We start from the raw sequence: 26,928 nt of genomic DNA on the forward strand, positions 1-26,928 counted from the left end.
TGATGGTTGCGCTAACAATTCTATCTTTCTCGATGTTTAGTAATTCGCATATTTTTATAGAAGATGGATATCGTCTAATCAGACGATATCCTCACTACATAGATTGGTGGTAAGGCTGATAAAAATTAGGTTAGAGGAGTAGAATGTGGCATGATCAAACGTAAGTCTCTCGTTAAGAGAAATCAACGAGTATTGAAAATACCCAAACGCTATCTCAGGGAAGCCTATTACCAACTGAAAAATACAAAAGAAGTCGGAATAGACAAGATGACGATTGAGGACTTTCAATCCAACTATCAACGTAACATGCACAATATATGGAACAAACTATCAACGGGTAACTATCATCCACCTTCCTATAAGAGAGTGACTAGAGGAAAAAGAGAGATGTCGATACCGACAGTCGCAGATAATATCGCACAGTATACCGTTCGCCTTTATCTAAAGGAGAAACTAAAGTCGGTTTTTTATCCCGAGTTGTATGCAAGAGAAGAGAGAGACTTCTATCAAGCCGTGTTAGAGGCTGTAAATTCAGCCAATCAAAACTGTAAAGAATATGACTGGGTCCTTCGTCTCGATGTAAAAGATTTTTTTAGTTCTATTAATCGGCCATTGTTGCTCAAATTGGTAAGCAATCATTTAAAACCGAAGTGGATCGTACTCATTAATCGATGGATAAAAAATAAGGAAATCGATAATAAAGGCCAACGGCATCAGCATACAAAAGGGATTCCGACAGGCACCAGTATCAGTCCTCTACTGGCTGACCTCTATTTACATTATGCATTTGATAGCTGGATGAAAAAAATTTTTTCTGATGTCCCATTTGAAAGATATGTGGATGACATCGTTTGTCATTGTAAGAGTGAGACCCAGGCACAAAATCTATTGCTTAGAACTCAGAAAAGGCTGAGTATTTATCGATTACAATTAAATAAGGAAAAAACTAACATTGCCTACTGCAAAGATAACAAGCGAACGGCAACTTATCACACAACCTCCTTCGATTTTTTAAGATTCCGATTTCAAGCAAGAAAAGTGAAAAGTCATGAAGGAAAAGAAAAACTCATTTTCTCTCCGCAGAAAATGAGTCAACGAAACGATTACAAAGCAATGAAAAATGGGTTGACGAAGCTATAGAAAATTTTTTCTGTATGCGAGAATTATGATTGTGGAAAAAGAGCGGGAATTTCTTCCCCAATGGACTAAGGCGGATTCCCCCTTGGTCTTTTTACTTTGTCTCGTCACTGCCAATCTTGGCAATCTCATCGGATAAATAAATGCGTTCACCTGTTTCTTCGCCCTGAGCAATGGTATACATCGCCTTGGCAACGGTGTGGGCATGGATCGCGCGATATTTTTTTAAGGGTCCTTGTAGTAGAAAGGATAATCGCGGCATCCATTGACCAGCAAAGTTTTCACCAGGGCGCTTTTCTTTCCTTTCTCCTAGAAGAAGAGAGGGCTGAAGGATATGAAGAGACGAGAGGTGCAACTGATGAAGGCCCGTCTCCAGCTCTCCTTTGATGCGATTGTAGAAAAAGGAGGATTTTGAGTCGGCTCCTAAGGAGCTAATGATCAAAAATCGCTTAGATTGATGTTCTTTCGCTAATTGAGCGAGAGCGAGCGGATACTCAAGATCCACTTTACGAAAGGCTTCTTTTGTTTTAGCTACTCTGATGGTAGTACCTAAACAACAGAAGATATCCTCTGCGGGGAAGGGGATGTCTTCTTGTTCTATCCGATTAAAATCAATCACGCGTTGGACAAGTTTTTCATGTTGGATGGGTAATGGACGACGAAGCAAGAGAGTGACTTGATGATAGGCCGGTGAGTTTAATAACAATGGGACAAGGGAGCTACCGATCAATCCACTCGCTCCTACGACAATGGCATGTTTTTGCGTCATAAGCTTCCCCCTATAGGTAGTCAAGGGGCAGGGAACCCGCCCGGTGGTTAGTTTCTCTATGATACAATGGATTTGGACTGATGGAAAGCCAAGAGGCCTTCTTACTATACGGAATGTTTTTTTATCGTTAGGTGCAACTTTTCAGATGGAATGACCGTCTGATATGACAGGAGGGATGGTCGTGGTCGAAGCGGGTTGGGTGGAAGATGCTCGGCGGGGTAACCGGGTGGCCTTGGCTCGATTGCTGAAGGAAGTAGAGGGCCCTGTCTACCGTACCGCTTACTATATGCTAGGAAATGAACAGGATGCATTAGATGCTTCACAGGAGGCCCTATTACGTATTTATCGTAAGCTTTCCAGCTTTCGAGGAGAAGCCCGATTCGAGACGTGGGCACAACGAATTGCCATCCATGCGGCTATCGACATCTCACGTAAACGAAAACAAACACTCCCCTATAAAGATGAGATTGAACCAAGTGGGAGTTCAGGGATAAACAGTACTGTGGAACGAAGGGGTACGGCAGCCGATGTTCATACAGCAATCAATCGTTTGCAAGAAGCAGAACGTACTGCTGTCGTGCTCCGCTATCTACAGGATTACACCTATGATCAAATAGCGGAAGCGATGGAAATGCCAGTAGGAACGGTAAAGTCCCATCTATTTCGTGGGCGAAAAAAGCTAAAAGGTTGGTTGGCTGATTACAAAGAAGGGGGGGTGCTATCATGACGTGCGAAGAGTTTCGGGAGTGGATCCAACGAGAGTTAGATCATGATTTAACTCAAAGCGAAGCCCAGGAATTAGATCAACATGTGCGCTCCTGTCCAAATTGTGCTGAGGAAAAGGCTGCACTCCTGGATGTCTCTTCTCGACTGGATGACCTCCCTTATGTAACGCCTCGCTTTTCATTGACAGAAGAAGTGATGAAGAAAATTGATGCAGAAGATCAAAGGGACGAAAGAACCAAGCAGGATCCAGAAGCGGATCGACCACCGATTCGAATCAAAGAAGCTTCTTTTCATAGGAAGCGACGGTGGTGGCTCGGTGGAAGTACCGTGGCTGCAGGAATTGCAATCCTAATGATTCCCTTGTTAAGTTCTATTACTCAGGATCATTCCACACAAGTACAACCACAGAAGCCTTCTATTTCAACCAAAGATCCAAGGGATCAACCTTCAATGGGGATTCAAAGTAAGGGAGATGGCCCGCAAAAAATGGGACCTGGGGGTCATGCATCAAGGAATCAAGCTACCTCACCGAATGGGACGTATCAAGCAACCGTACAAAATCAAGCCATCGTCATTGATAATCAATCAGGGGAAGAAGTATATCGGTCGAAGGACTTATCCTCTAGTGCAGATGTTGCCCAGATGAAATGGCAAGATGAAGGTCATTTATCCGTTTGGTTGCGCCCCAAGGATGATAAAAAAGAACAGGGTGGAGACATTATCATCATCGATGTATCCTCTAAAACAGAGACAAAACGTCCTTGGAAATAAGGGAAGGAGGAGGGGAGATGGATTTAAAACTGATGCAGGAATTGAAGGCGGGGCAAATTGCTCCCGTCTATCTTTTTTACGGAACGGAAACCTTTTTGATAGAAGAGGGATGTACAGCAATCGAGAAGGTGGCCCTTCAGGGAGAAAGCTCAGAATGGAATCGTACGGTGTTGGATCTAGAAGAAGTCCCAATACAGGATTTGGTGCGTGAAGCAGAGACAGCCTCCTTTTTTGGGGGTCGGCGCGTGGTTATCGGGAAGAATGCCTGGTTCCTAACTACAACACGGGTGAAGGATAAGATGGATCACCGACCAGAGGAGCTTCTCCATTATGTTTCTGATCCATTAACGGAGAATGTGTTGATTTTGACGGTACCTGCGGAGAAGTTGGATGCTCGTAAAAAAGTGGTCAAGGAGATGAGAAAACGGGTTCGAGAAGTAAATTGTCAACCACTTGCACCCAAGCCCCTATACCAATGGGTAAATGATCGTTTGCATCAAACAGGAGTCAAGGTTCATCCGCAAACGGTTGAGCGCTTAATTCAACAAGTGGGGGGCGATTTGCGCTTGTTGGCGATGGAGATCACAAAATTGACCACCTATGTTGGTGCAGAGCGAACCATTACCCCTGATATTGTGGAAGAATTGGTACCACGAACCTTGGAGCAAGATGTTTTTAAATTAATCGATCGCGTATCTCGACGAAGAGTTGGAGAGGCTTTAGCAATCTTCTATGATCTGGTTCATCATCGTGAAGAACCGATTCGTATTCTCTCCTTGATCATTCGTCAATTTCGTCTATTGCTTCAAGTTAAGGTATTAGCAGCGGAAGGGAAAAGTGAAGGGGAGATCGCTTCCCTTTTAAAGGTCCACCCCTATCCTGTCAAGTTGGCACTTCAACAATCCCATTCCTTTCCTGAAAATCGGCTACGTCACCTTCTTTTTTACGCAATTGATACCGACGAAGCCATTAAATCCGGTCGAATGGATAAACACTTAGCAATGGAGCGTTTGCTATTGTCGGTTGCTGAGACCCGCACTTCTTAATTGAATGAATGGATGACGATCCCCTCATGAATTTTAGGCGTGATGGTCATTTTTTTTTGATTTTTAAGGGCAAAGTGAAGAAAACGAGGTGCTAACTTTTGAATATTGATGAATATATGATGAAGCACTTCCCGGGCTTATCTCTTGAGCCTCCATTATTTTATAATTGGAATATCGGCATTCGATTTGAGTTGGGAGATCCTCATGAGGAAGATGAAAAAAAATACATGGAGCGTGTCTTAAAAAGGGGACTCACGCTATTGAAAGCCTTGCACCAAAATCATGATGAACTATTCATTGTATGCTATTATGACAAACTCAAAAGGGAACCGTATAAGAAAGTAAACGCCTTCAATCGATCGATGAGAAATAAACACGTCAAATACCAAATGCACCATCAGGTCTTTCCGTTTCGTGAGCCGGAAGAGGATGAAGACGATGAGTACGAAACCCACAGGCTATTATTAAAATGTGAGGTGCAAGACGTCAATCTCCCAAAAATGATACGTAGATTTTTTTATAGAAATGATATGCCCCGTCTTTATTTTGTTAATATTAAAAGGGGGACGATTTTTAGTATCTATGACGACCGAGGCTGTGATTTAGTGTCAACTAAAAAAGAAAACATAGAAGAAATTTATTATACTTTTAATGAATGGATCTTGGATTGGGACCGGTCTCGCATCGATGGGTTGTTTCAAAATAATTTGAGCTAACGAAGCAGTAACGTTTCAAAACAAGCTCAATGAATATGGTAACGCTAAAGCTATTACCTAAAAAATTTCGGGACCCGTATTGACTGTGTTTGTAGCCAAAGAATAACGAGTTTAACTCAACGTAGCTGTGTAAAAGTCGGTGAAAGCCGCTGTCCAATGGTACAGCGGCTATTTTAATAGTTAATATCCTAAATGTATCCAAGAACATTTTTCAAGAAGGACTAAAGATTCTTGCCGTTGGAACAACGGTCTATGCTTGAAATTATCCTGTCAGTCGATGGGAGTTCCCAAGACTCACCTCTTCTCATTAGCGTTGGTGAGGGAGGTTCAATGGCCTAATACCAAACTAATACAAGTTATTAGCTCTTTCAATTAAAAATTTACCGAATATGCATAGGAGGATATTACTCTTAAGGAGAGAGAGCGATGTCTAACGGATGTAACCGAAAAGCGAGTGGTCGTTGTTCTAATGCAGTAGGGTCCAATACCGTTGCTAGCGGCACATCCTCTCATGCGGAGGGAAATAAAACTACAGCAAGTGGTCCAGTAGCTCATTCTGAAGGATTTAATACGCAGGCTCTGAATAGTTCCTCCCATGCGGAGGGAAACACAACCATCGCTTTAGGTGCTGCTTCTCATACTGAAGGTTTTCAAACTGTGGCATATATGAATACCGCCCATGCGGAAGGGACATCGACCATAGCGGGTGGGGCTGCTTCTCATGCGGAAGGATATTTAACAAAAGCTATGGGAAGTCAATCTCATGCGGAGGGGGGAGGCACCGCAGCTTTAGGGACGAATTGCCATGCAGAAGGAGCAAACACGGTTGCTTCAGGAAATGATTCTCATGCTGAAGGAGACTCTACAACAGCCATGGGCAATGCATCTCACGCAGAGGGGTTTAATACAATGGCCGAGGGACAATTTTCTCATGCCGAAGGCCAATTGACAAAAGCTATAGGAGAAAGATCCCATGCCGAAGGAGACTCTACGACAGCCATGGGCAATGTATCTCACGCGGAGGGATTTAATACAATGGCCAAGGGGCAATTTTCTCATGCCGAAGGCCAATTGACAAAAGCTATAGGAGAAAGGTCCCATGCCGAAGGAGACTCTACGACAGCCATGGGCAATGTATCTCACGCAGAGGGATTTAGAACAGTGGCGGAGGGACAATTTTCTCATGCTGAAGGTGAAAGTACGCTAGCTTCTGGAATGAGATCCCATGCTCAAGGAGATAGTACAACGGCTTCGGGAGAAAATTCCTTTTCAGTTGGACAAAATACTATAGCTGCAGCGTTAAATTCTTTTGCTGGGGGTTTTAGTACTAATGTTCCATCTACGATGGTAGGTGCCTATATTATGGGAGAAAAAGGGACTGCTGTCTATACAAGTTCCTTCCATGTAGCAAATGGCATGGAGACTGGCCTATCATTAAATTCTATTATCTTACAAGGGCCAACAGGCAATATATTAATCGACGGCACGGTCATAGGACCTGCAGCAGCTGATTATGCGGAAATGTTTGAATCTTTGGACGGGAAAGAGATAGAACCTGGTTTTTTTGTTACAATTGATGGGAAAAAGATCCGAAAAGCTACAAGTAACAATCAATATATTGTAGGGGTCACCTCGGCTACCCCAATGGTCCTTGGAAATGCTTCAGAACTACGATGGCATGATTTGTATGTAACGGACCATTGGGGGCGTATTCAATATGATGAAAATGGAAACCGAATACTAAATCCAAAGTATGATCCCCAGCAGACCTATGTTCCTCGTAGAGAACGTAAAGAATGGATAGCTGTTGGTATAACAGGTCAACTTAGGGTGAGGGATGATGGTTCCTCTGTCGTCAATGGTTACTGTATACCGAACCATGAAGGCATGGCTACTTCTTCAGAGACTGGTTTCCGAGTGATCGATAGAGTTTCAGAAAATATTATAACTATTTTAAAAATATAAATATACCCTAAGAAAAAACGTGCTCTTTCAATAATACTATCTGTACCCTATATTATTTTTTGCCTGGCAAAGCAACTCGGCCAGTAATCCCACCGAAACATAACAAACCCCGTTAACCCTAAACATACAGGATCACGGGGTTTCTGCAGCTGACGAGTTCCTAGCGTACAATTTTCTTTTTTTGGTACGGTGTTTCCCATATGAACGAAAATTCGCCTTTTGCACCAAACCTTTTTGTTTCACTCTTCTTTCTGCACCAGAAACCCCTATGGGATACGAGTAAGAGTTCCTGACCATACAGTTTGTTTTTGATCGGGAAGTTGATTTTGATAAGAGAAACCAGATTCAGTATACGAGAACATCAACTGTACAGGTTTTTGAAATCGATCTCTTTTTAGAACGGATATAAAACTGATTCCGTTGTCCGTGTCAGCAGCGGTAATTAATTGCCAATCAATTACTCTTCCTTTAAAAATGATCGGTTGCCATACCCCGATTAATGTTTCCTCACCTTCAATGTTAGATATTATTCTTACTGTTACAAATCGATTATTCTGACAGATATCATACGTCCCGAATGCAGCCTTTAAGCTATATGGAGTCACTTTTTGTTGAGGGGTTTGTCTTCGGATTCCCAATACTTGTAGACGCCAAGACCCCTGGATATTAGGTGGTTTGGACCCTAATATGGAAAAGTTGTCTTTTAGTTTGCCAGGGGGACAAGTGATGTTTGTTTTTCTTAATTTCTTCATAGTTAAGACTCCTTTGATAATGGATATAAAACAAATATGGATCCATTTATCATATGTCATGTGAATCTTGATGCAACGGCCATTTACTTATATCATCCTTTTTTGGGTGGAAAAGTATGACGATGAAACATCATTACTCTGTGGTTGATTTCATGGATGAATTTTATTTTCTATTTACTGGGCTAATGATACAAAAATCCCCACAGAGGAACTTTTAGAAAAGATAGTCCAGATGTACATAAGGAAACAAGGGAAGTTTGTATCAACAGGACGCAGGTATCGTTTTAAATAAATATATTGAACTACCTAAAAAGCAGGCAATTCACGAATGGCTCAAGAATGATAGCTAGTGTAATGGAGTAGCCAGGGGGGCTATCTCTGATCACTCCTTAGGGAATGGAGTTAAAAACAAATTCAGTCAATTAAGAAATTTCTGTTGACGCATCTGCACGGGACTGACATCCAATAGTTTCGAAAAAGGGATTGGATGACTGATCGTTAGAAACCGAAGCCTTACTATGAGCTACGAGAGCAATTGGAAATCTCTGAGTCGCGACGAAGAGGATCATATAATCACTGTTTACACAAAGGAGATAAAACCATGACAAAAAACAAATTACTAAGAATGGACAATGTCGGCATCGTTGTGGAATCCCTGGATGACGCAATCGCTTTCTTCGAGGAGATTGGTTTAAAACTCGAAGGGCGAACCACTGTCGAAGGTGAATGGGCAGGTCGCGTAACCGGACTGGGTACTCAGTGCGTAGAGATTGCTATGATGGTTACCCCAGATGGCCACAGCCGACTTGAACTTTCGCGATTTCTCACCCCGCCTACTATATCAGATCACCGGATGGCTCCTGTAAACGCCCTCGGTTATCTACGCGTGATGTTCGCCGTTGAAGACATTGACGAAATGGTATCCAGACTTACTAAGTATGGTGCAGAGCTCGTTGGCGAAGTGGTTCAGTACCAGGATTCGTATCGGCTGTGCTACATTCGTGGAACCGAAGGACTTCTAATCGGTTTGGCTGAACAACTCGGCAACAAATAAGTAAGTGACGTTATAAAAAGTTATTATTACTGAAATACTGAGACCCAAGGTTTTAGCTCCCTTGGGTCTCAGCTGAATTCCCGAGCGAAAAAACAATGGTCATCGATCTAATAAAATTAACTTTACTCAATAGTGGGTTGTCCTATAATTAAACTAACGGGGCAGAGCTTTGTTTAATAGCGACACAATTAGGATGTGAACTCAAATGTTAGATACGGTATATGTAGATATTCGCCATATGAATTTTTGGTTTGGAGTTTATGGATTTCAAGATAAAAGTTGTAATGATGAGATTACAATTTATTCAGATGCCAATATGACCAATACATTAGGGTATTTTGAAATTACAACCCATGAAAGTTTAACTCATTTAATTAAATATCAATTAGATGATGAAGAAGATGGGAGTTTTAAGAGAGAAATTGAAAAGTTCCTAAATGATGATTCTCAAATATTTTATAGTTATATTTATCCGAGAGATGATGAGGATTTATTGCATCAAGTTAGCCATTTTGCACCTTTAAACAGAAAAAATCATAAACCCATTTATATCGATATGTGGACCAAACTTTCGGATGAATTAGACATAAATGAAATTAAAAAATGCGCAAAAATATTAGTTAAAGAATTTTTGCATGAAAATATTTTAAATATAAAAATAGTTGATATTCCAACATACGATGAAACAAAAGAATCTTATGAGAAAGATTATGGTCCTATCAACGCACCAAAGCAATGATAGGGATATTGCAAAAGGTTGTGAAGTAATCTTCTTAAAGTAAAGGGACTTTACTTTAAGAAGATATATTAAACTACGAGGGGTGAGTGTGGTGAAGGTGGTCAGCGGATGTTTTGCAGGAATTCATTGCACCTATAAGAAGGGGCATAATCGGGTAGATGAAATTCAGCGTCTTGTGAGAGAGGGAGAAGCAATTCCTGTCTGTCCAGAACAGTTGGGAGGGTTATCAACCCCTCGTCCCCCAGCAGAAATTGTTGGGGGGAGTGGAGAAGATGTCTTGGATGGGAAAGCAAAAGTGATTGACATTCACGGAAAGGATGTGACAGAGGAATTTATCTCTGGAGCAGAAGAAGCGCTGCAAGTAGCCCTTTCCATCGGAGCTACCGAGGCGATTTTGAAGGAGAGTAGCCCATCTTGTGGGAGCTGTACCATTTACGATGGCTCACATACAGGGGTGAAAAAAGAGGGCGTCGGTGTGACAACTGCTCTCTTCCGCCGTCATGGAATTAAAGTACTTTCAGAAGAAACTTGGGAAGAGGGGCTTGGTGAAGAAGAGAATCATTCTGAATGAATCCGATGGTGAGAGCAGGTTGTGAAGACATGGAGTGGGTACATAAGCGACCGATGAGAGATTCATATATTGTTGAATCAAATAAAACCTCCCCTTTTCAGGGAGGTTTTATTTGATGGGAATCCTTTAACTAAAAGGCGAGAGTGATCTCCTACTCTTTCATTCCTTCGTATGGTTAATCGCCTTAGCTAGTAAAGGCGAAGACTCCTCTCGGTAAAAGAGCCTTAAGTGATGAAGAGCACGGGTACAACCCACATAAAGAAGACGTGCATGAAAGGCATCTTCGGGATAGCGATCAGGATCGACATCGGTCAGAATCGCGCCATCAAATTCGAGCCCTTTTACTAAGTAAATAGGAACGATGGAGAGACCTCCTTGGTAAGAAGACTCGCCAGGGGTAAGCAGGTGAGTTGCAAGACCTTGATTCAAGAGACCTTGATGAAGGATTCGGGCATCCTCTTCTGTACGGGTGATGACAGCGACGGTACGACAGTCTAGCGATTGAAGTTCATGAAGGGATTGGATGGTTTGTTGTACAGAATCTTGACGTAAGGGGGTGACTTTCACTGGGGATCCGCTGCGAAAGACGGGTTCTGCGGGTTTCACATTGCCACGAAAAGGGTGGATGATGTCATTAGCAAAGTGGATAATTTCCATGGTTGAGCGATAACTGCGATCCAATTGGTAAAACCCTTGCTGGTGTTCTGAAAATTGATCGAGAATCTCTTCCCAGCCTGTAATGCCTCGTCCGGGTACGATATTTTGCAAGAGGTCCCCGAGGATTGTAAAGGAATTAGATGGGCAGTGTTGTTGTAATATTGCGGTTTGGATAGGAGAAAAGTCTTGTGCCTCGTCAATGACAATATGGTCGAACCGGGAATCAGAGGTCATCCCTGATAAACGATGATAAATAAGGAGAAGCGGAGCTAAGTCTTCGTTACTGGCTTGCCAGCGACGAGGCGTTTCCTTGATTAAAGTAGATAAAAATTGTTTGTATAACTGAAGCGGAGTCGGTCGTTTCCAGGATTTCATAAAGGCTTGGAGTTGTTTATTTGCTTGTTTTTTTCGTTCGTTGCGAGGGTCCATTTCACGAATGGAATGATGTTCGGTTTCAATCCATCGTTTCATCCGCTTATGCACACGCTCTCGCCGCTTAAGTAAAGGGTAGTGGCGGTATTCTCGCTCATACCAATCCCGTATAGTTTCCTTGCTTAAGTGAGTGCCTTCCCATGCACGTAGGTCTTTATCCGGAAGGTGAGTGTTCTCGTAATCATCGAGCAAACCTTCTAGATCGTGGAAAAATTGGATTGATTCTTTATAACGTGATCCGGTGTGGGCCTTTGTTTCATGATCGCTCTCAAACCGTTGCTGGATCGCTCGAGATGGATCAGGGAGTTTGATACTCGCGTCATCCAATAGGTCCAAGGCCCAATCCCTGAAAGTGGTTTGCTGGATATCGCCGACACCAAGCTCAGGTAATACCTCGGAAATATAATCGAGGAACATTTGGTTGGGTGCAAAGACCACCATTTTCTCTGGTTTGATTTGATCCTGGTAGTGATAAAGAAGGTAGGCGAGGCGGTGAAGAGCGACAGTGGTTTTACCACTGCCGGGGACCCCTTGGATGACTAAAGCTTTCTCGCGTTCTGCACGAATAATTGCATCCTGTTCTGATTGAATGGTGGAGACAATATCGCGTAAGCGGTGATCTTTACTTTCTTCGAGACGATAGAGGAGGAAATCGTCACTCGCGCCTTCAGATGCTGTGTCCCCCTCAACATAACTATCCACGACGCGTTCTAACACTTGTTCGTGAATAGCGATGTTTCGTTTGAGATGAACCGTACCCGTAATCGTCTCCTCTGGGGCTTCATAAGAAGCGGTCCCTGACTGTCCTGTGAAGGAGTAAAAAAGGCTGGCAATGGGAGCTCGCCAATCGATCACCAAAGGATCTTTTCCATCAGCGCCCTCCACACCCGCCTTCCCTATATAGAGTGGGACCGTCGATTTAGATGCTTCTGGAGAAAAATCCAGCCGTCCGAAATAAGGGGAAGGAGCGGCTTTCTCCAAGCGCTTTCGCTGCTGTTGGCGTTGGTCATCGAGGGCTTGTTCCACGATATCCTTCCCATAATAACGAGGGATTTGTGCAAGCGCCTGTTGTTGTTCGTTGATGGTGGTAATCGTTTCGGTTAATTTTCGACTCTCGTGTTGTTTCACGTCATCCACTATGAAATCCCTCCCTTCTCAGTCAAAAAGCGAAAAGAAATTATATTGCTTTTCGTATGAGCTGTCAATAGGGAATTACCTTGCTACAGGGAAGGGAATGTTCATCGCTTTTGCCATCAACTTGGGCAGGTCTGTGTTATCGTGTAATCCGTAAAAGAGATGGGAACCTGTACCAAAGGCGTACACAGGAACATCTCCCCCGGTGTGGACACGAGTCGTCCAACCGATAAGGGCGTGGTTACTGATGATGTCATTAATGGTGAGTTCAGGGTGTGAAGAACGATGGATTCGCTTGATCTCATCGGTGGTGAGATCAAGACCTGTATAGGTATGCGTCAGTTGTTTAGCATTGGTTTGTGGAGAGGCTAATTTTTTTGCTAAGGATTTTCCTGTAAGGGTGACTTTTTTAAGAAGTTCAATGCGAGAGTGGTATTGATTATAGCCACCGACGGACATTCCACCGGTTTCATGATCACCTGCAATGACAACAAGGGTGTTACCATCCTTTTTAGCAAAGTGAATCGCTACTTGTACCGCCTTTTCGAAGGCGGCGATATCATGCATCGACCAGGCGGCATCATGGACATGGCCAGCAAAATCAATTTGAGATCCCTCAACCATCAGAAAAAAGCCCTTTTTATGTGGGGAAAGTGTTTGAATCGCATGGGTCGTCATTTCAGATAAACTCGGTTCCTGAGTGTTGGAACGTTCCAGCTCAGGAGATAGGGGTCCATTGGCAAAAAGACCGAGTACGCGGGGGTGATGGGAATGTATTAATTGATTCCTCGTAGCGATATATTGATACCCTTTATTTTTTGCTTCTTGAATTAGGTTTCTGTGGGATTGCTTTCCTCCGGATGACTGGGGTAAGAAATATTGCCTACCACCCCCTAGAAGAAGGTCTACCTTGGGAATGAGTTGCTGCGCAATTTCCTGCTCCATTTGTCTGGAGCGAATGTGTGCGGCAAAACTAGCGGGTGTGGCATGGGTAATGGTTGAGGTACTGACTAACCCTGTCGCTTTCCCTTGCTGGCGAGCAGCTTCAAGAATGGTCGAGAGAGGATGACCTTGGGGATTTACACCAATCATGCCATTGCGGGTTTTACTACCGGTAGCCATTGCCGTTGCGGCAGCAGCGGAATCAGTTACCTTGGAGCTAGCAGAATGTGTGCGGTGCATACCGACTAAGAGGGAGTCAAAGAGAGTGTTCTTCCCTTTAAACCAACGGTAGCTTGTTGCTTGGGAAGAGGAGAAACCATCCGGAATGAGAAAAATAACATTTTGCGCAAGAGCATGATCCGCGATCGCTTGTGATGGAGAGGGAGCGATCAGGGAGACCATTAGGAGAGAAATACAAAGAACCAATCTTTTTTTTTGATGAACCATGGTTTCCTCCATGCTGTAAGAAGTGTTCTTAGAACGACCTTCTTACCATGCCCCGACTCTATAACATGTATGATAGAACCTTTAAAGGGAAAATAAAAATTCCTCCATATAATGTTTAAATGAACGGCTTATTTACTCCTTCATCAAAGGGAACATGATGAAGTGGTTTATATTTTATATTTATATAAACCATTAAATTAATTTATTTTCTTATACAAATATAATGATATAACTTTCCTAGATAACTAGCTATAGTAGTTATCTTTTTTCCTTTGGATTCATCGATTTTCCTCCATTCAAAATTGTTTATGCTTGCCTCCATACATCAAATGCGCCTCCTTTATATAGTTTTATCATATATAATAAAATTATATAATAGAACAGAAGAACGACATCACCGCGTCTTTGGAAGAAGAACTCACAAATTCCCTTACTCCGACCAACAATTGTCCTAAAAATGTCTGGGTTGAAAAAATCGCTCGCAAATCTATGACAATCTGTCTAGTAAAAAAAATAAATCAGAAGATAAAAAAGGAATTAGTGAAATTTAAAATGTAATTATTAAATCGTTAAACAAAAACGACATTACAATAGAATGATAAAATGTATAATTATTGGTTATTTCATACCTTAAATAATATAAATATGTTTTGACTTATATTTGTTTTTGATATAATTTTTTCGATGTAGAAAAAATTTTTCTGAAAAGGGGTTCTCAACATGAAAAGTGCATCAAAAATATTTTTGACAGCAATTCTCTCAGCATCTCTACTTTTTGGGGGCATTCCACATGCCGAAGCGGCCTCGTCCTTTGTAAACTTGGATGAGGAAATTAAAAAAGCAGTGATGGCAACTAATGATGCGGAGTTAGTCTGGATCCATAGCAAAAGCTTGTCCGAGAAAAACACAGAAATTAGCCAAATTGGCGACATCACTTATTCCGATTCGGATGATAGCACTTACGTAGGAACTGCAAAACTTGTAAATAATACAGATGATGAGCAGACCCTAACGTCTCATTCTTTCAGTGAAACGACATCCGATACACTGGAAACTTCTGTGGAAGAAGGCATCTCGATCGGCCAAGAAATTACAGCATCGGGTGAACTTTTAGGAATCGGTGCAGAAACCACTTTTTCAGCTGAGTATTCATATGGTTCATCAAAAACGACATCCACATCAAAAGAACAAACATATGTTGCTGAAGCGCAATCGGTTCTTGTACCTGCTCATTCCACACGGTATGTAGATGTTTATATGCGAAAAACGATAGCTTCTGGAAAAGTAGCCTTAAAAACAACCTTAAGTGGTACGGTCCACTTTGAATGGACACAAGATTTTGATGATGATGGTTTTGCATCGGTTGATGAAACTCGTTCACTGTACGATATTTTTAATGATGGAGTTAAAGCAGGCTATACACTACCTTCCAATTTAAGTTTAAACCACTCCAATCATACGGTAGAGTTTCAAGGTGTAGGTACGTATACCTCGAAATATGGGGCGGATTTTTATGTTGAAGTATCAAGTGATGAAGACATTGATACTCCTTCAGGTGTTCAATCAAGGAAGATAATTACAGAGAATTAAGAATAGTGATGCCTCCAAAGAGGCGCTATTTGAAAGATAAAGGTAAAGGAATCCCCATCGCTGGTCAGATGGGGATTCCTTTACACGTGAACAACGATGGGGAACCCGGTAGATAACGACGGGTAGGATGCGTGACCATGGGAAGAGCTGATTCAATCATTCATTAGCGAAATCCAGATGGGGTAGCCTCTCATTCTCCTTTTACTGGCAAAGGAGAATGATTCCCAGGGTGAGTAGCATCAACCATGCCGTGAGCCTGCTTTGTAGCAGTCATGAAAAGTAATGGTTTTTACCGTTGGCAATTTAAAGTTTGTGATCGAAGAAATCACCTACACTTTATCAAGTGTGGCCTTTTGTTGGAGTAACCGTTGGTATTGTAAATACATGGCGACACGCCAAGGTAGAAGCATCCCGAAAGCAAGGCAAAAAAAGATACCAGCAGTTTGTGGGATGGTGATAAAGCTTTGAATATACTCGTGAGCTAGCATGCGAATAGCAAAGAGCGCTAAAAGAATCCAAATAAACGCTTTGGATCGTTTGAGATAGACATCCCCATCGATTACCTCAAAGCGTGAGGTGCGAATCAAAGGGGTTGCAAAGAAAAGTGCACCTAAGGAAAATGCAATCATTGCCCAGCTAATTGGGATATGGCAGGGCGGATAGACAAACATGAAGAATCCTGTGCTCATTCCTAGAGGAGGAATCAGTATTTTCTTGGCGTCAGTCGGTCGTTTGGATGCACGAAGGCGGATGAAAATAAAGGATAGGGCAATGATGAGGGTGCCCAGGGTAACCAGCCAATGTAATTTTAAAGGGATCGTGGGTCCCATCATCGAGGACTCCCTTCGCACTAAATTAAGTACCATCCAATGGAGAGTCAATTCCCTGTCAAAAGGGATAAGGAATGATAGTCTAACGTTTATTATACCACTTGAAATCATAAAGATTAAGTTGGGCTGGAGTCTGTGAATTTTGGGCAAAATAGGATTGCATCTACAAAATGTTGAGGGTACAATGAATAAAATATTGATTCCATAGGTATAAGCGATGAAGGAGAAAAGTAACGTAGATGAGTTGCCCAGAGAATCGGCGGGTGGTGTGAGCCGATGAACTCGTCCACGTGAATGGGCTCTGGAGTTTGTCATCCCGAAGAACCCGTAGTGGTTAAGGGAAGACCGGCAGCTGGCCGATAACCAGTTTAAGTGTGCTCCGTTGATACGGAGTGAATGTTGGGTGGTACCGCGAGTAAAACTCGTCCCGATCTTGGGATGGGTTTTTTTATGTGACAAAATAAGGAGTGGATGAGCGATGGCTCGTGTATTTTCTGGGATGCAACCGACAGGAGACCTTCATTTGGGTAACTACTTAGGTGCACTGAAACATTTTATCCCGTATCAAGAAAAGGATGACTGTTATTTTTGTGTAGTGGATTTGCATGCATTGACGGTGCCAGGTGACCCGGAAGCGTTACGTAAAAAAAGTTTGGAATTGGCGATGTTATATGTTGCTGCAGGAGTCGATCCGAATAAAGCGACGTTATTTTTACAATCGAACAATTCTGCTCATGCGGAAGCTGCTTGGTTAATGCAATGTGTTGCGAAGTTTGGAGAGTTAGGGCGGATGACGCAATTTAAGGATAAGGGTCAAGGGTCCGAGTCAGTGACAACTGGATTGTTTACGTATCCCGTGTTAATGGCGGTGGATATCCTTCTGTATAATACGGACGAAGTCCCCGTCGGGGAAGATCAGAAACAACACCTTGAGCTCGCGCGCAATTTAGCGGAGCGTTTTAATCGTCAGTATGAGGAAATTTTTACGATTCCAGAGCCTCGAATCCCAGATACAGGTGCTAGAATTATGGGGCTGGATAACCCAGAGAAAAAAATGAGTAAAAGTGCAGCCAGTCCAGCAAATTATGTGATGTTGCTTGAAGATGAAAAAACCATTATGAAAAAATTTAAGCGGGCTGTGACGGATTCGGATACAGAAATCCGTTTTGACCCCGAGCAAAAAGCGGGAATTAGTAATTTGCTTTCCATCATGAGTGTTGTGACAGGAAAGTCGATTCCCGCATTGATTGAGGAATATCAAGGACGGGGCTATGGTCACTTAAAGGTGGATACAGGAGAAGCTGTCATCGAAGCACTACGACCGATTCAACAACGCTATCAAGCATTGGCAAAAAGTAACGAGATTGAAGCGATCTTAACCCAAGGAGCGATAAAGGCTCGCGAAGCTACGAGTGAAACGTTAGCAAAGATGAAGCATGCGATGGGGTTAGTCACCTTCTGAATAATACCCACAGGAAAAATCCTTCGATCCTCTTGATCGAGGGATTTTTTTACCAGAACGGAAATTGGATAAAATTAAATACCTGGTTAACATGATGATAAATTCTTGTAACCAAGGTCACCACTTGATTCTAGGCAAAATCATAGGGGAAATGTGAGAAAAAAAGTTTTCTTTTTTGTAGAGGAAGGATTAAAATAATATTGAATATTGGTTATGGAGAACGTTTTCTGCCATATTCGTTGTGAGGAGGGTGGATACGCTCTTATATCACGTTCTATTATTCTCAAGGGGGTTTGAAAACATGATTTTAAAACGCTTTTTGTTCACAGGTCTTGCCTCACTGGTAGTGGCAGCTTGCTCGGTTGCACCTGCCTATGCAGCAGATTCGACCTTAGCAGCTAAAATGCCGCCTCAGGGGGTTGAAAAGGCAGAAAAGATGAAAAAGTTAGAAAAATTAGAACGTAAAATCAAAGCAAGTGTGGATGTGAACCCGCTCGCTGGGGGGAAAAAGAACGACGAGCCGATCATTTTAGTTCATGGTTTGGGTGGATTTGATGAGATTTATGGTCTGAACTACTGGGGTGGGTTGACCGATATCGAGAAAGATCTTCGGAATAAAGGATATCGTGTCTATACCGCAGATGTAGGAACCTTCTCGAGTAACTGGGACCGTGCGGTGGAATTGTTTGCGCAAATCAAGGGTGGTCGTGCTGACTATGGAACCGCTCATTCAGAAAAATATGGACATGCACGCTATGGTCGAAGCTACTCAGGATTGTATCCAGAGTGGGGAGAAATCAATGCAAAAACTGGGAAAGTGAACAAGGTTCATCTGATCGGTCACAGTATGGGAGGGCAGACCATACGCACACTCATTCAATTATTGGAAGAAGGGGACAAAGGTGTAAGCGCTTACAAAGGAAATGAAAGCGCTTACACAAAAGATGGAAGTTTATCTCCTCTATTTAATGGCCAGCGCAAATCATGGGTCTCGAGTGCCTTCACCATATCCACTCCTCATGATGGTTCGTCGTTGACCAGTCAAGTGGATACAGTGACTGGAAGCCATGCCCAACAATTAATCGGTGCTTTTGCAGCAGCAGCAGGGAATAAAGAGCTCTTGGACTATGACTTTAAATTGGATCAATGGGGACTGAAACGGGAACCCGGCGAATCCTTCAAAAGTTATATGAAAAGGGTATGTGAAAGTAGCATTTGGAAGAGGAGCAAAGACACCAGTGAATGGGATTTAAATCCACTGGGGGCAAGGGAATTAAACCGCTGGGTAAAGGCGCAACCCGATGTATACTACTTTTCGGTAGGGACTGAACAAACACGCAAAAGTCTCTTTACAGGGCATGAAGTACCCGAGTTATTGATGAATCCTGCTATGTACGCCAGTGCAGTCTATATGGGTAAACACAAAGAAGTGACGGATGGGATTGTTGTGGATAGCAAGTGGTTTAAAAATGATGGATTATCCAATACCAACTCGATGGATGGTCCTACCCTTGGTTCCACCGATGGAATTGTTTCCTTCCATGGTAATCCTCAGATCGGAAAATGGAACTTCCTTGGGGACATGAATTCCTATGACCACTTGGATATCGTTGGATTGGGTGTTAGGGATATGCGGCCCTGGTATCGCGATGTGGCTTCACTACTCTCTTCCCTCGATGTAAAATAAGGAAACGTAAGTGACGAACTAACGATTATAAAAGGAAGTAAAAAAAGCGTCTATGATAGACGCTTTTTTATTTCTGTCAATTTTGCGACCCGTGAATGCTTTACTTGATATCAATTACTGATGGAGTAACCCCTGTCTGATTAATGCTTGTTCCATCAATTTCATTCCTCTTTGATACATCTGCTTAGTATACTCGATGGCTTCTATCTCTGTGATTCCCTTGGGTTCAAAGGTTGAAGACCACGTCAATTGCGACTGGGTTCCATCAAGCTCCTTTACCGCCATCGTGGCTTGGTAGGATTGATATGGGAGGGGGGAAGAGACGATTGAATAAGTATAGGAGCGTTCCGTTTCCGCGTCCAAACGATCCACAATGACAATGTCTTTCCCGCTATCATGGATGGTAATGGTTCGAATGGATCCGATTCCTGTTCCTTCTTGCACACAACTTGTAAGGTTACTCGAACCCCAAGACTTCATATCTCCGAAATCACCAATTAGATTCCAGAGCGTATTTGCTGGACATTGAAAAATATGGTCTACTTCGGCAGAAGAGGGCATGGCGATTCTCCTTTATAGGTATTTAAGGGTGGTGGACCCATAATTCATTGTAGCAAATATCGATATACGGGACCCGTAAACAAGCATACTCCTATACTTAATAAGGAGTACCCCTTCGTTGTTGAGAGGATCCCCTTTTAAGAGAAAGTGTATCCAGAGGCGCTTTTTTTTGTGGCTTCGATTATTAATTGATATATAGATGAAGATAAGCAAGTGAAAACAAGCAGGTGTCACTCATGGAATTCCCTACTTTTGAAAATGATAAATCGAGATAGCACTTTTTTTACATGTCTTACCTGAGTGCGGTTGCTTTAGTGGTTCTGATAATAAAAAGAGTATTCAAACAGGGTAATTCGCCGATTTTCACCGTTATGGATGCAAAAGCGCCCGTATGGATGCTTTTGCATGCGTTTTGGGCATGAAAGTAATCAAATCTTGGGATAGAGAGGGCGATTACCCTAAATTCCACTGTTGCAACGCCCCCATTGAGTATGTGTATAATGAAGGCGGTTTCCGATTAGACATTCGCATCGATAATAGGTGGTGCGAGTCGCTCTGATATATAATGAGGATAGTAGACTATAAACGAGTCGCAGTTGGAGGGAGCGCGGAATGGCAGTAGAATCGGGGAATCCATGGCAACGATTCCATGGACCCAACCTGGGTTATGCTCAGGAAATGTATGAAAAATATTTAGAAGATCCGGCTTCAGTTGAAAAGCCGATGCAGGAGTGGTTTCAAACATACGGAGCACCTCCTGGGATGGGGGAAGATAGTCGCGAGCCGGTGACTGGTCTTTCACCAGCAGCTGAAATGATCGGGAATGCTTCGTATTTACAAAAAGTTGTCGCCACTGAAAAATTGGTGAACAGCATTCGGATTCATGGTCATATGGGGGCTAAATTAGATCCACTGGATTACCATCAACCCGATACTCGGTTACTACAACCGGAAGCATTTGGTTTAACAAATGAGGACTTGGAAATGATTCCCGCAGAGGTGATTTTGACGGATCCACCGAAGGGCTTGAAAACGGCCAAGGATGTCGTTTGTCATCTGCGGGATCTATATACTCGTACCATTGCTTTTCAATTTAGCCATGTTCATGATCCAATTGAACGTGAATGGTTGTATAAGCGAGTTGAATCCGGTCTGATTCCTCCAGTTATGGCAAAGAAGAAGGCCGAAGTTCTAAAACAACTGATCGCTGTTGAGGAATTTGAGAAATTCCTACATCGTACCTTTGTCGGTCAAAAGCGCTTCTCGGTAGAAGGTCTAGATATGCTTGTACCCTTGATGGACGAGATCATCCATTGCTCAGTCAATTCCGGGGTGCGTTCGATTAACATTGGGATGGCCCACCGTGGGCGGTTAAATGTTTTGGCCCATATATTAGGGAAGCCCTATGCTGCGATCTTCTCTGAGTTCCATCATGCTCCGAATAAAGATCTTGTCCCATCGGAAGGGTCGATGGGTATTAATAGTGGATACACAGGGGATGTGAAATACCACCTGGGTGCTGATCGCACCGTTGATACTGACAAGGTATCTGCACGGGTTGCTTTGGCCAATAACCCAAGTCACTTGGAGTACGTCAACCCTGTTGTAGAAGGCTTTACACGGGCGGCGCAAGAGGATCGAGATACACGGGGTTATCCAGATCAGGATGTTAGCCGAGCATTGGCGATTTTAGTTCATGGGGATGCCGCATTCCCAGGTGAAGGGGTTGTGGCGGAAACCTTAAACTTTGATCGTCTACCTGCTTACCAGACAGGTGGTTCTATTCACATCATCGCCAACAATTTACTCGGGTTTACCACTGACAGCAGTGATTCACGTTCGACCCGATATGCTAGTGATTTGGCAAAGGGATATGAGATTCCCATTGTGCATGTGAATGCGGATGATCCGGAAGCATGTCTTGCTGCTGTAAGACTGGCATGTGAGTATCGGACCAAATTCCAAAAAGATTTCTTGATCGATCTAATCGGGTACCGCCGTTTTGGTCACAATGAGATGGACGACCCTGCTGCAACGCAACCTCTGCTATACAAAAAAGTAACCAACCATCCAACACTACGTACTTCCTATGCCAAAACGTTGATTACTGATGGCGTGATGACAGAAGAAGAAGTGAAGGAAGCAGATAATGAGGTCTTAAAGCAATTGCAGGAAGCCTATAAAATCGCGAAGGAAAAGCGGAAAAATGGCAATGGGGATGCAAAAGCGCCTCAGTTAATAGGGGAAGTAAAGACCGGTGTGAAATTGGATGTCCTGCGAGAGATCAATGGGGAATTGTTGAAACGCCCGGATGAATTCCAATCCTATCCCAAGTTGGAGAAGGTCTTACAACGGCGTAAAAATACCCTGGACGGGGAAGGCGCTATTGATTGGCCTTTGGCAGAAAGCCTAGCAATCGCCTCGATCTTGGCGGATGGGACGCCCATTCGTTTTACCGGTCAAGATTCAGAACGTGGAACGTTTGCGCAACGTCATTTGGTTTTGCATGATCGTGAAACGGGGAAAAAGTTCTGTCCCTTGCATCAACTTCCCCAAGCCAAAGCTTCCTTTGCGCTATACAACAGTCCATTGACTGAAGCGGCGGTGATCGGATTTGAATACGGTTATAATGTGTATTCCCCGGAAACGCTGGTGATATGGGAAGCGCAGTTTGGTGACTTTGCAAACGCTGGACAAGTTATTATGGATCAATTCATTTCTGCGGGTCGTGCAAAATGGGGACAATTATCGAGCATGGTGATGTTATTACCCCATGGCTATGAAGGCCAAGGGCCAGAGCATTCCAGTGGTCGACTTGAGCGTTTTCTTCAGATGGCGGCGGAAAATAACTGGACGGTCGCCAATGTCACCAATGCAGCCCAATATTTTCATCTGCTTCGTCGTCAAGCCGCAATCGTCAATACGGAGGATGCGCGTCCATTGATCCTGATGACGCCAAAAAGTTTGCTTCGCAACAAACGAACGATTGTCCAAGGAACAGCGCTTGAAAAAGATAGCTTCCAGTTTGTAATGGAACAACCTTGGAAAACAAAAGCCAGCGATGTGAAACGTCTTATCCTCGCCAGCGGGAAAGTGGCTGTAGACTTGGAAGAGATGGCTGAGAAGGAAGGAAAGGCTGATGATGTGCAGGTATTGCGTGTCGAACAGCTGTATCCCTTCCCTGATAAAGAGATCAAAGCAGTACTGAAGAAATATTCCCAAGCGAAGGACCTGGTTTGGGTACAAGAAGAACCCCGTAACATGGGTGCCTGGACTTATATGGAATCTCGTATTCGTGCGATCGCTCCACGAGGTGCAAAAGTAAATTATATAGGTCGCCCAGATCGTTCGAGTACAGCAGAGGGTAAACCCGATGTACATGAGGCAGAACAAAAACGTATCCTACGGGAAGCGCTAAAAATCTAAAGGTATATCGAGACTCAGGAGGGAATTGACGTGAAGGAGATTAAGGTCCCTGAACTGGCGGAATCAATTACAGAAGGAACGATCGCCAATTGGATGAAAGCAGCGGGGGACTCCGTGGAAGAAGGAGAGATCCTCCTCGAGCTGGAGACCGATAAGGTGAACTTGGAAATTAACGCTGAGGAATCTGGGGTATTAAAAGAGATTCTTAAGCAAGAAGGAGATACCGTCGAAGTCGGTGAAACGATTGCGACCCTCGAAGTAGGCGGTCAAGCTTCTGAGAAAAAAGAAGAGCCGAAAGAAGAAAAGAAAGAAGAGAAAAAGGAAGAGAAGAAAGAAGAGACTACTGACACAAAAGCAGCAAACGAGGAGAAAAAAGAAGAATCCTCGACAAGTGAAGAGTCTCGTTCCTCTCGGATTGCGTCTCCTGCAGTACGGAAGTTGGCTCGTGAAAAAGGGATTGATCTGGATAAGGTTCAAACTGCAGACCCCTCGGGACGTATTACTGTAGAAGATGTGAACAACTACCGGGAAGAGAAAGAAGCAAAACCAGCAGCGAAGAAAGAGGCACCATCCAAAGCGCCTGCTGCAGCGAACAATGAGGAATCAGGGCGTCCGGTTGAACGTGTACGGATGTCCCGTCGTCGGCAAACCATTGCCAACCGTTTGGTGCAAGTACAGCATGAATCTGCGATGTTGACGACCTTTAATGAAGTTGATTTGTCCCGGGTCATGGAAATCCGGAAACGTCGCAAGGAAGCTTTTAAGGAACAACATGAAGTCAACCTTGGCTTTATGTCCTTCTTTACCAAAGCAGCAACCGCTGCCTTAAAAGCAATCCCGCGCCTGAATGCAGAAATCCAGGGACAAGAAATGCTCTTGAAAAAATACTATGATATTGGTATCGCAGTTTCTGCCGAGGAAGGTCTTGTTGTTCCAGTGGTTCGGGATGCAGACAAGCTGTCCTTTGGTGAAATTGAAAAAGAAATTGTACGTCTTGCAGGCAAGGCCCGTAGCAATTCTCTCACCCTTAATGAATTGCAAGGGGGAACCTTCACGATTACCAATGGTGGTGTTTTTGGCTCCCTTTTATCAACGCCAATTTTGAATGCACCTCAAGTTGGGATTTTGGGCATGCACAAAATTCAACAGCGTCCGATTACCCTTGAAGATGGTAGTATTGAGAGTCGCCCGATGATGTATCTGGCCCTTTCTTATGACCACCGGATTGTGGATGGATCCGAAGCAGTTACCTTCTTAGTGAAAATCAAGCAACTCTTGGAAGATCCGGAACTTCTCATGCTAGAAGGTTAATGAAGGAAGGTATAGAAGGACACCTCTTTCCAGGATGGAGAGAGGTGTCTTTTTGATATGATTCGAGTATGATCAAAACAACAATGTACGCTGGAAGAGAAGAAGGAGTGAATAGACATGGCATGGGAGACGATTATTCAATTTTTAGGTGTCGCTATTTTACTCACGATTATGCCAGGGCCTGATAATTTATTTGTCATTGCACAAAGCATTTCTCATGGTAAAAAGGCAGGAGTCACGATTGCTCTTGGTCTGTGCTCAGGAGTGATTGTGCATACGTTGGCGGCTGCGCTAGGAATATCGGCGATTTTATATTCTTCGGCTTTTGCTTTTCAGGTGATTAAATATGCGGGAGCGGCCTATCTACTTTACCTAGCATGGCAAGCATGGAGGGAGCCTTCAGGAGCATTCATCACAGGGGAGGCTCCGGCTCTTCAATCCGGTGCGTTATTTCGAAGGGGAATCTTGATGAATGTGCTTAATCCTAAGGTATCATTGTTTTTCTTAGCATTATTGCCTCAGTTTGTCACACCAGGAACCCCTGATGCTCCACTACACATGATCATATTAGGATTGGTATTTATGATACAAGCGATTATCATTTTTAGTGGGTTTGCCTTGTTTGCTGGAAGTCTACGAAAATGGTTGCTAAATCGTCCACAGGCCGGCGTCGTAGTCAAAGTGGGAAAAGTAATGTTATACGCTGTGCTTGGTTTACGGTTAGCATTTGTCGAACGATAACATGTACAACACCATAAATTGGATGTTGATTCATCTTATTAAAGGATCGAAGCGGTGTCGTGATCCTGTTATACTAGTCAAGTGTGAAAAATGAATTGCAGTTAGGGTGGGCAAATTGATGCAGTCGTCGGCAGAACAACAGTTGAAAAGAGAAATTGGATTTATCGTTGCGTTATCCCTTGTCGTCGGTACCGTGATTGGTTCAGGAGTCTTTGTTGCTCCTGGGGCAGTGATAACAGAGGCAGGCGGCTCTACCATGGCCTTACTAGCCTGGCTGTTGGCAGGACTTCTAACCATGGCAGGTGGGTTAACCATAGCGGAAGTGAGTACGCAGATTTATAAAACAGGGGGGCTCTATGTCTACCTTGAGGAAGTATATGGGAAAACAGTCGGCTATCTCAGTGGTTGGATGCAGACCGTTATCTATAGCCCTGCTGTGATCGGTGCACTGGGTCTCTATTTGGGATCGTTGGTTGCAGGGCTTTTTAAATGGCCACAACATTGGAGTGCCTGGATTGGCATCGGAACCGTTGTTTTCCTTGCTGTAGTAAACAGTTTTGGTACGCGTTTGGGCGGGATCTTACAAGCGGTATTGACGGCGGCTAAACTGATTCCGATTGCGCTGATTATTGTATTTGGAATCTGGCAAGGGGATGCGCCTGTATGGGGGGTACCGAGTGGTGCGCCTGCTGGAAGTGGTATGGGCGCTGCAATTCTAGCTTGTCTTTTTGCTTACGATGGTTGGATCCTGATTGGAACTGTTGCGGGTGAAATGAAAAACCCAGCAAAATTACTACCAAAGGCTATTTTTGTAGGATTAACGCTAGTCACAGCTGTGTATTTGTTGGTCAACCTGGCATTATTTCATGTGTTATCACCAAATCAAGTGGCTGCACTTGGTGCGAATGCAGGTGGTACTGCAGCCCAGATGTTGTTAGGGAACTTTGGTGGTAAGTTGGTGGGTGTGGGCATTATTGTTTCAATCTTTGCAGCCCTTAATGGTCTAATCCTTGGTTTTTCCCGAGTCCCCTTTGCGATGGCAGAACGGGGTCAACTTCCATTCTCCAAATTTTTTGTTCGTGTTCATCCGGTTTCTCGTGCACCTGTAGCAGCCATTGCTCTGCAAGTCGTGATTGCAATCGGGTTGATGTTCGTTAGCCATCCGGATAAACTTGCGCAAATATCGGTTTTTGCAATTTTTATCTTTTATATCCTTGCGTTTTTTGCGGTTTTCCTTCTCCGCCGTCGTAATGGTTCTGCGGATCGACCCTATAGTGTACCCTTATACCCGTGGGTTCCTTCGATAGCGATTGTAGGATCTGGATTTGTGGTCGTGAGTACGTTAATCAATCAGCCCTCGGATAGTTTCATGGCGATTGGTATTATGCTTGTTGGTTTACCGGTCCTATGGTGGCTGGAACGGAAAAAATAACTCATTTTTAATCAGTCATCATCAAAACAC

General features: G+C 43.5%; 22 protein-coding genes and 1 other annotated feature. Of the genes, 16 read left to right on the forward strand and 6 right to left on the reverse strand.

Annotated elements, in window-relative coordinates; genetic code table 11:
- The first annotated feature begins 150 nt into the window (after window positions 1-150).
- Entirely contained in the window at window positions 151-1,140 is a 990-nt protein-coding gene (locus tag CHX35_RS09100) for a reverse transcriptase domain-containing protein (protein WP_091836800.1), read from the forward strand.
- Window positions 1,141-1,231: 91 nt separating this feature from the next.
- Here CHX35_RS09100 and CHX35_RS09105 read toward each other — a convergent pair whose 3' ends face one another.
- Complete coding sequence (locus tag CHX35_RS09105; RefSeq protein WP_091836801.1) at window positions 1,232-1,906, reverse strand: NAD(P)H-binding protein; 675 nt, start codon at window positions 1,904-1,906, stop codon at window positions 1,232-1,234.
- A 175-nt stretch (window positions 1,907-2,081) separates the two neighbouring features.
- On the opposite strand from CHX35_RS09105, the gene CHX35_RS09110 reads away from it, so the two are divergent.
- The 5 genes from CHX35_RS09110 to CHX35_RS09130 all read left to right on the forward strand — a co-directional run bounded on the left by CHX35_RS09110 (window position 2,082) and on the right by CHX35_RS09130 (window position 7,130).
- Complete coding sequence (locus CHX35_RS09110) at window positions 2,082-2,633, forward strand: RNA polymerase sigma factor (RefSeq protein WP_091836803.1); 552 nt, start codon at window positions 2,082-2,084, stop codon at window positions 2,631-2,633.
- A complete protein-coding gene (locus tag CHX35_RS09115) occupies window positions 2,630-3,403 on the forward strand; it encodes an anti-sigma factor (RefSeq protein WP_091836805.1) in 774 nt (257 codons plus the stop codon). The genes CHX35_RS09110 and CHX35_RS09115 overlap by 4 nt, the downstream gene beginning before the upstream one ends.
- A gap of 17 nt (window positions 3,404-3,420) precedes the next feature.
- Window positions 3,421-4,449 carry a DNA polymerase III subunit delta gene (gene holA, locus CHX35_RS09120; protein WP_091836806.1) on the forward strand — a complete coding sequence of 343 codons (1,029 nt, stop codon included), beginning with the start codon at window positions 3,421-3,423 and terminating at the stop codon, window positions 4,447-4,449.
- Window positions 4,450-4,547: 98 nt separating this feature from the next.
- Complete coding sequence (locus CHX35_RS09125) at window positions 4,548-5,165, forward strand: DUF3885 domain-containing protein (RefSeq protein WP_140413584.1); 618 nt, start codon at window positions 4,548-4,550, stop codon at window positions 5,163-5,165.
- A gap of 426 nt (window positions 5,166-5,591) precedes the next feature.
- Entirely contained in the window at window positions 5,592-7,130 is a 1,539-nt protein-coding gene (locus CHX35_RS09130) for a peptidase G2 autoproteolytic cleavage domain-containing protein (protein ID WP_091836810.1), read from the forward strand.
- Between the two features lie 266 nt (window positions 7,131-7,396).
- Here CHX35_RS09130 and CHX35_RS09135 read toward each other — a convergent pair whose 3' ends face one another.
- On the reverse strand, window positions 7,397-7,882 hold the full coding sequence (locus CHX35_RS09135) for a hypothetical protein (protein WP_091836811.1): 486 nt from the start codon (window positions 7,880-7,882) through the stop codon (window positions 7,397-7,399).
- A 601-nt stretch (window positions 7,883-8,483) separates the two neighbouring features.
- On the opposite strand from CHX35_RS09135, the gene CHX35_RS09140 reads away from it, so the two are divergent.
- The 3 genes from CHX35_RS09140 to CHX35_RS09150 all read left to right on the forward strand — a co-directional run bounded on the left by CHX35_RS09140 (window position 8,484) and on the right by CHX35_RS09150 (window position 10,246).
- Entirely contained in the window at window positions 8,484-8,936 is a 453-nt protein-coding gene (locus CHX35_RS09140) for a VOC family protein (RefSeq protein ID WP_091836813.1), read from the forward strand.
- A 205-nt stretch (window positions 8,937-9,141) separates the two neighbouring features.
- Complete coding sequence (locus CHX35_RS09145) at window positions 9,142-9,675, forward strand: hypothetical protein (protein ID WP_091836815.1); 534 nt, start codon at window positions 9,142-9,144, stop codon at window positions 9,673-9,675.
- 91 nt (window positions 9,676-9,766) lie between these two features.
- Entirely contained in the window at window positions 9,767-10,246 is a 480-nt protein-coding gene (locus CHX35_RS09150; protein WP_091836817.1) for a 2-thiouracil desulfurase family protein, read from the forward strand.
- A 159-nt stretch (window positions 10,247-10,405) separates the two neighbouring features.
- On the opposite strand, the gene CHX35_RS09155 is transcribed toward CHX35_RS09150, so the two are convergent.
- Window positions 10,406-12,472: a HelD family protein gene (locus CHX35_RS09155; RefSeq protein WP_245838717.1), complete on the reverse strand. Its 2,067-nt coding sequence runs from the start codon at window positions 12,470-12,472 to the stop codon at window positions 10,406-10,408.
- Window positions 12,473-12,547: 75 nt separating this feature from the next.
- The gene (locus CHX35_RS09160) at window positions 12,548-13,858 is read right to left on the reverse strand and encodes an alkaline phosphatase (RefSeq protein WP_091836820.1); all 1,311 of its coding nucleotides are present in this window, start codon (window positions 13,856-13,858) and stop codon (window positions 12,548-12,550) included.
- 720 nt (window positions 13,859-14,578) lie between these two features.
- On the opposite strand from CHX35_RS09160, the gene CHX35_RS09165 reads away from it, so the two are divergent.
- Complete coding sequence (locus CHX35_RS09165) at window positions 14,579-15,448, forward strand: ETX/MTX2 family pore-forming toxin (protein WP_091836822.1); 870 nt, start codon at window positions 14,579-14,581, stop codon at window positions 15,446-15,448.
- Window positions 15,449-15,777: 329 nt separating this feature from the next.
- Here CHX35_RS09165 and CHX35_RS09170 read toward each other — a convergent pair whose 3' ends face one another.
- Window positions 15,778-16,278, reverse strand: coding sequence for a CcdC family protein (locus CHX35_RS09170; protein ID WP_425435324.1), 501 nt, complete (start codon window positions 16,276-16,278; stop codon window positions 15,778-15,780).
- 208 nt (window positions 16,279-16,486) lie between these two features.
- Window positions 16,487-16,711: a binding site (T-box leader), on the forward strand.
- 45 nt (window positions 16,712-16,756) lie between these two features.
- Here CHX35_RS09170 and trpS point away from each other — a divergent pair.
- Both trpS and CHX35_RS09180 read left to right on the forward strand, forming a co-directional pair.
- Window positions 16,757-17,740 carry a tryptophan--tRNA ligase gene (gene trpS, locus CHX35_RS09175; RefSeq protein ID WP_091836825.1) on the forward strand — a complete coding sequence of 328 codons (984 nt, stop codon included), beginning with the start codon at window positions 16,757-16,759 and terminating at the stop codon, window positions 17,738-17,740.
- 301 nt (window positions 17,741-18,041) lie between these two features.
- Window positions 18,042-19,427 carry an esterase/lipase family protein gene (locus CHX35_RS09180; protein WP_091836826.1) on the forward strand — a complete coding sequence of 462 codons (1,386 nt, stop codon included), beginning with the start codon at window positions 18,042-18,044 and terminating at the stop codon, window positions 19,425-19,427.
- A 114-nt stretch (window positions 19,428-19,541) separates the two neighbouring features.
- On the opposite strand, the gene CHX35_RS09185 is transcribed toward CHX35_RS09180, so the two are convergent.
- A complete protein-coding gene (locus CHX35_RS09185; protein WP_091836828.1) occupies window positions 19,542-19,988 on the reverse strand; it encodes an SRPBCC family protein in 447 nt (148 codons plus the stop codon).
- Window positions 19,989-20,600: 612 nt separating this feature from the next.
- On the opposite strand from CHX35_RS09185, the gene CHX35_RS09190 reads away from it, so the two are divergent.
- The 4 genes from CHX35_RS09190 to CHX35_RS09205 all read left to right on the forward strand — a co-directional run bounded on the left by CHX35_RS09190 (window position 20,601) and on the right by CHX35_RS09205 (window position 26,898).
- The gene (locus CHX35_RS09190) at window positions 20,601-23,414 is read left to right on the forward strand and encodes a 2-oxoglutarate dehydrogenase E1 component (protein WP_091836830.1); all 2,814 of its coding nucleotides are present in this window, start codon (window positions 20,601-20,603) and stop codon (window positions 23,412-23,414) included.
- Between the two features lie 30 nt (window positions 23,415-23,444).
- Window positions 23,445-24,725: a 2-oxoglutarate dehydrogenase complex dihydrolipoyllysine-residue succinyltransferase gene (gene odhB, locus CHX35_RS09195; RefSeq protein ID WP_091836832.1), complete on the forward strand. Its 1,281-nt coding sequence runs from the start codon at window positions 23,445-23,447 to the stop codon at window positions 24,723-24,725.
- A gap of 117 nt (window positions 24,726-24,842) precedes the next feature.
- Window positions 24,843-25,466, forward strand: a complete 624-nt coding sequence (locus CHX35_RS09200) for a LysE family translocator (protein ID WP_091836833.1) — start codon at window positions 24,843-24,845, stop codon at window positions 25,464-25,466.
- A 118-nt stretch (window positions 25,467-25,584) separates the two neighbouring features.
- Window positions 25,585-26,898, forward strand: coding sequence for an APC family permease (locus CHX35_RS09205; RefSeq protein ID WP_091836835.1), 1,314 nt, complete (start codon window positions 25,585-25,587; stop codon window positions 26,896-26,898).
- Window positions 26,899-26,928: the final 30 nt, after the last annotated feature.

Source organism: Marininema halotolerans, assembly GCF_900116235.1.
In the GTDB taxonomy this organism is placed as follows: domain Bacteria; phylum Bacillota; class Bacilli; order Thermoactinomycetales; family DSM-45169; genus Marininema; species Marininema halotolerans.

Excerpts from the sequence above, each read along its gene's own strand:
- CHX35_RS09105 (WP_091836801.1), bottom strand. The coding sequence starts at position 1,906 with ATGACGCAAAAACATGCCATTGTCGTAGGAGCGAGTGGATTGATCGGT.
- CHX35_RS09130 (WP_091836810.1), top strand. The coding sequence starts at position 5,592 with ATGTCTAACGGATGTAACCGAAAAGCGAGTGGTCGTTGTTCTAATGCA.
- CHX35_RS09190 (WP_091836830.1), top strand. The coding sequence starts at position 20,601 with ATGGCAGTAGAATCGGGGAATCCATGGCAACGATTCCATGGACCCAAC.
- CHX35_RS09115 (WP_091836805.1), top strand. The coding sequence starts at position 2,630 with ATGACGTGCGAAGAGTTTCGGGAGTGGATCCAACGAGAGTTAGATCAT.
- CHX35_RS09140 (WP_091836813.1), top strand. The coding sequence starts at position 8,484 with ATGACAAAAAACAAATTACTAAGAATGGACAATGTCGGCATCGTTGTG.
- CHX35_RS09185 (WP_091836828.1), bottom strand. The coding sequence starts at position 19,988 with ATGCCCTCTTCTGCCGAAGTAGACCATATTTTTCAATGTCCAGCAAAT.
- CHX35_RS09110 (WP_091836803.1), top strand. The coding sequence starts at position 2,082 with ATGGTCGTGGTCGAAGCGGGTTGGGTGGAAGATGCTCGGCGGGGTAAC.
- CHX35_RS09160 (WP_091836820.1), bottom strand. The coding sequence starts at position 13,858 with ATGGTTCATCAAAAAAAAAGATTGGTTCTTTGTATTTCTCTCCTAATG.
- CHX35_RS09145 (WP_091836815.1), top strand. The coding sequence starts at position 9,142 with ATGTTAGATACGGTATATGTAGATATTCGCCATATGAATTTTTGGTTT.
- holA (WP_091836806.1), top strand. The coding sequence starts at position 3,421 with ATGGATTTAAAACTGATGCAGGAATTGAAGGCGGGGCAAATTGCTCCC.
- CHX35_RS09165 (WP_091836822.1), top strand. The coding sequence starts at position 14,579 with ATGAAAAGTGCATCAAAAATATTTTTGACAGCAATTCTCTCAGCATCT.
- CHX35_RS09100 (WP_091836800.1), top strand. The coding sequence starts at position 151 with ATGATCAAACGTAAGTCTCTCGTTAAGAGAAATCAACGAGTATTGAAA.
- CHX35_RS09200 (WP_091836833.1), top strand. The coding sequence starts at position 24,843 with ATGGCATGGGAGACGATTATTCAATTTTTAGGTGTCGCTATTTTACTC.
- CHX35_RS09205 (WP_091836835.1), top strand. The coding sequence starts at position 25,585 with ATGCAGTCGTCGGCAGAACAACAGTTGAAAAGAGAAATTGGATTTATC.
- CHX35_RS09170 (WP_425435324.1), bottom strand. The coding sequence starts at position 16,278 with ATGGGACCCACGATCCCTTTAAAATTACATTGGCTGGTTACCCTGGGC.
- CHX35_RS09135 (WP_091836811.1), bottom strand. The coding sequence starts at position 7,882 with ATGAAGAAATTAAGAAAAACAAACATCACTTGTCCCCCTGGCAAACTA.
- trpS (WP_091836825.1), top strand. The coding sequence starts at position 16,757 with ATGGCTCGTGTATTTTCTGGGATGCAACCGACAGGAGACCTTCATTTG.
- CHX35_RS09180 (WP_091836826.1), top strand. The coding sequence starts at position 18,042 with ATGATTTTAAAACGCTTTTTGTTCACAGGTCTTGCCTCACTGGTAGTG.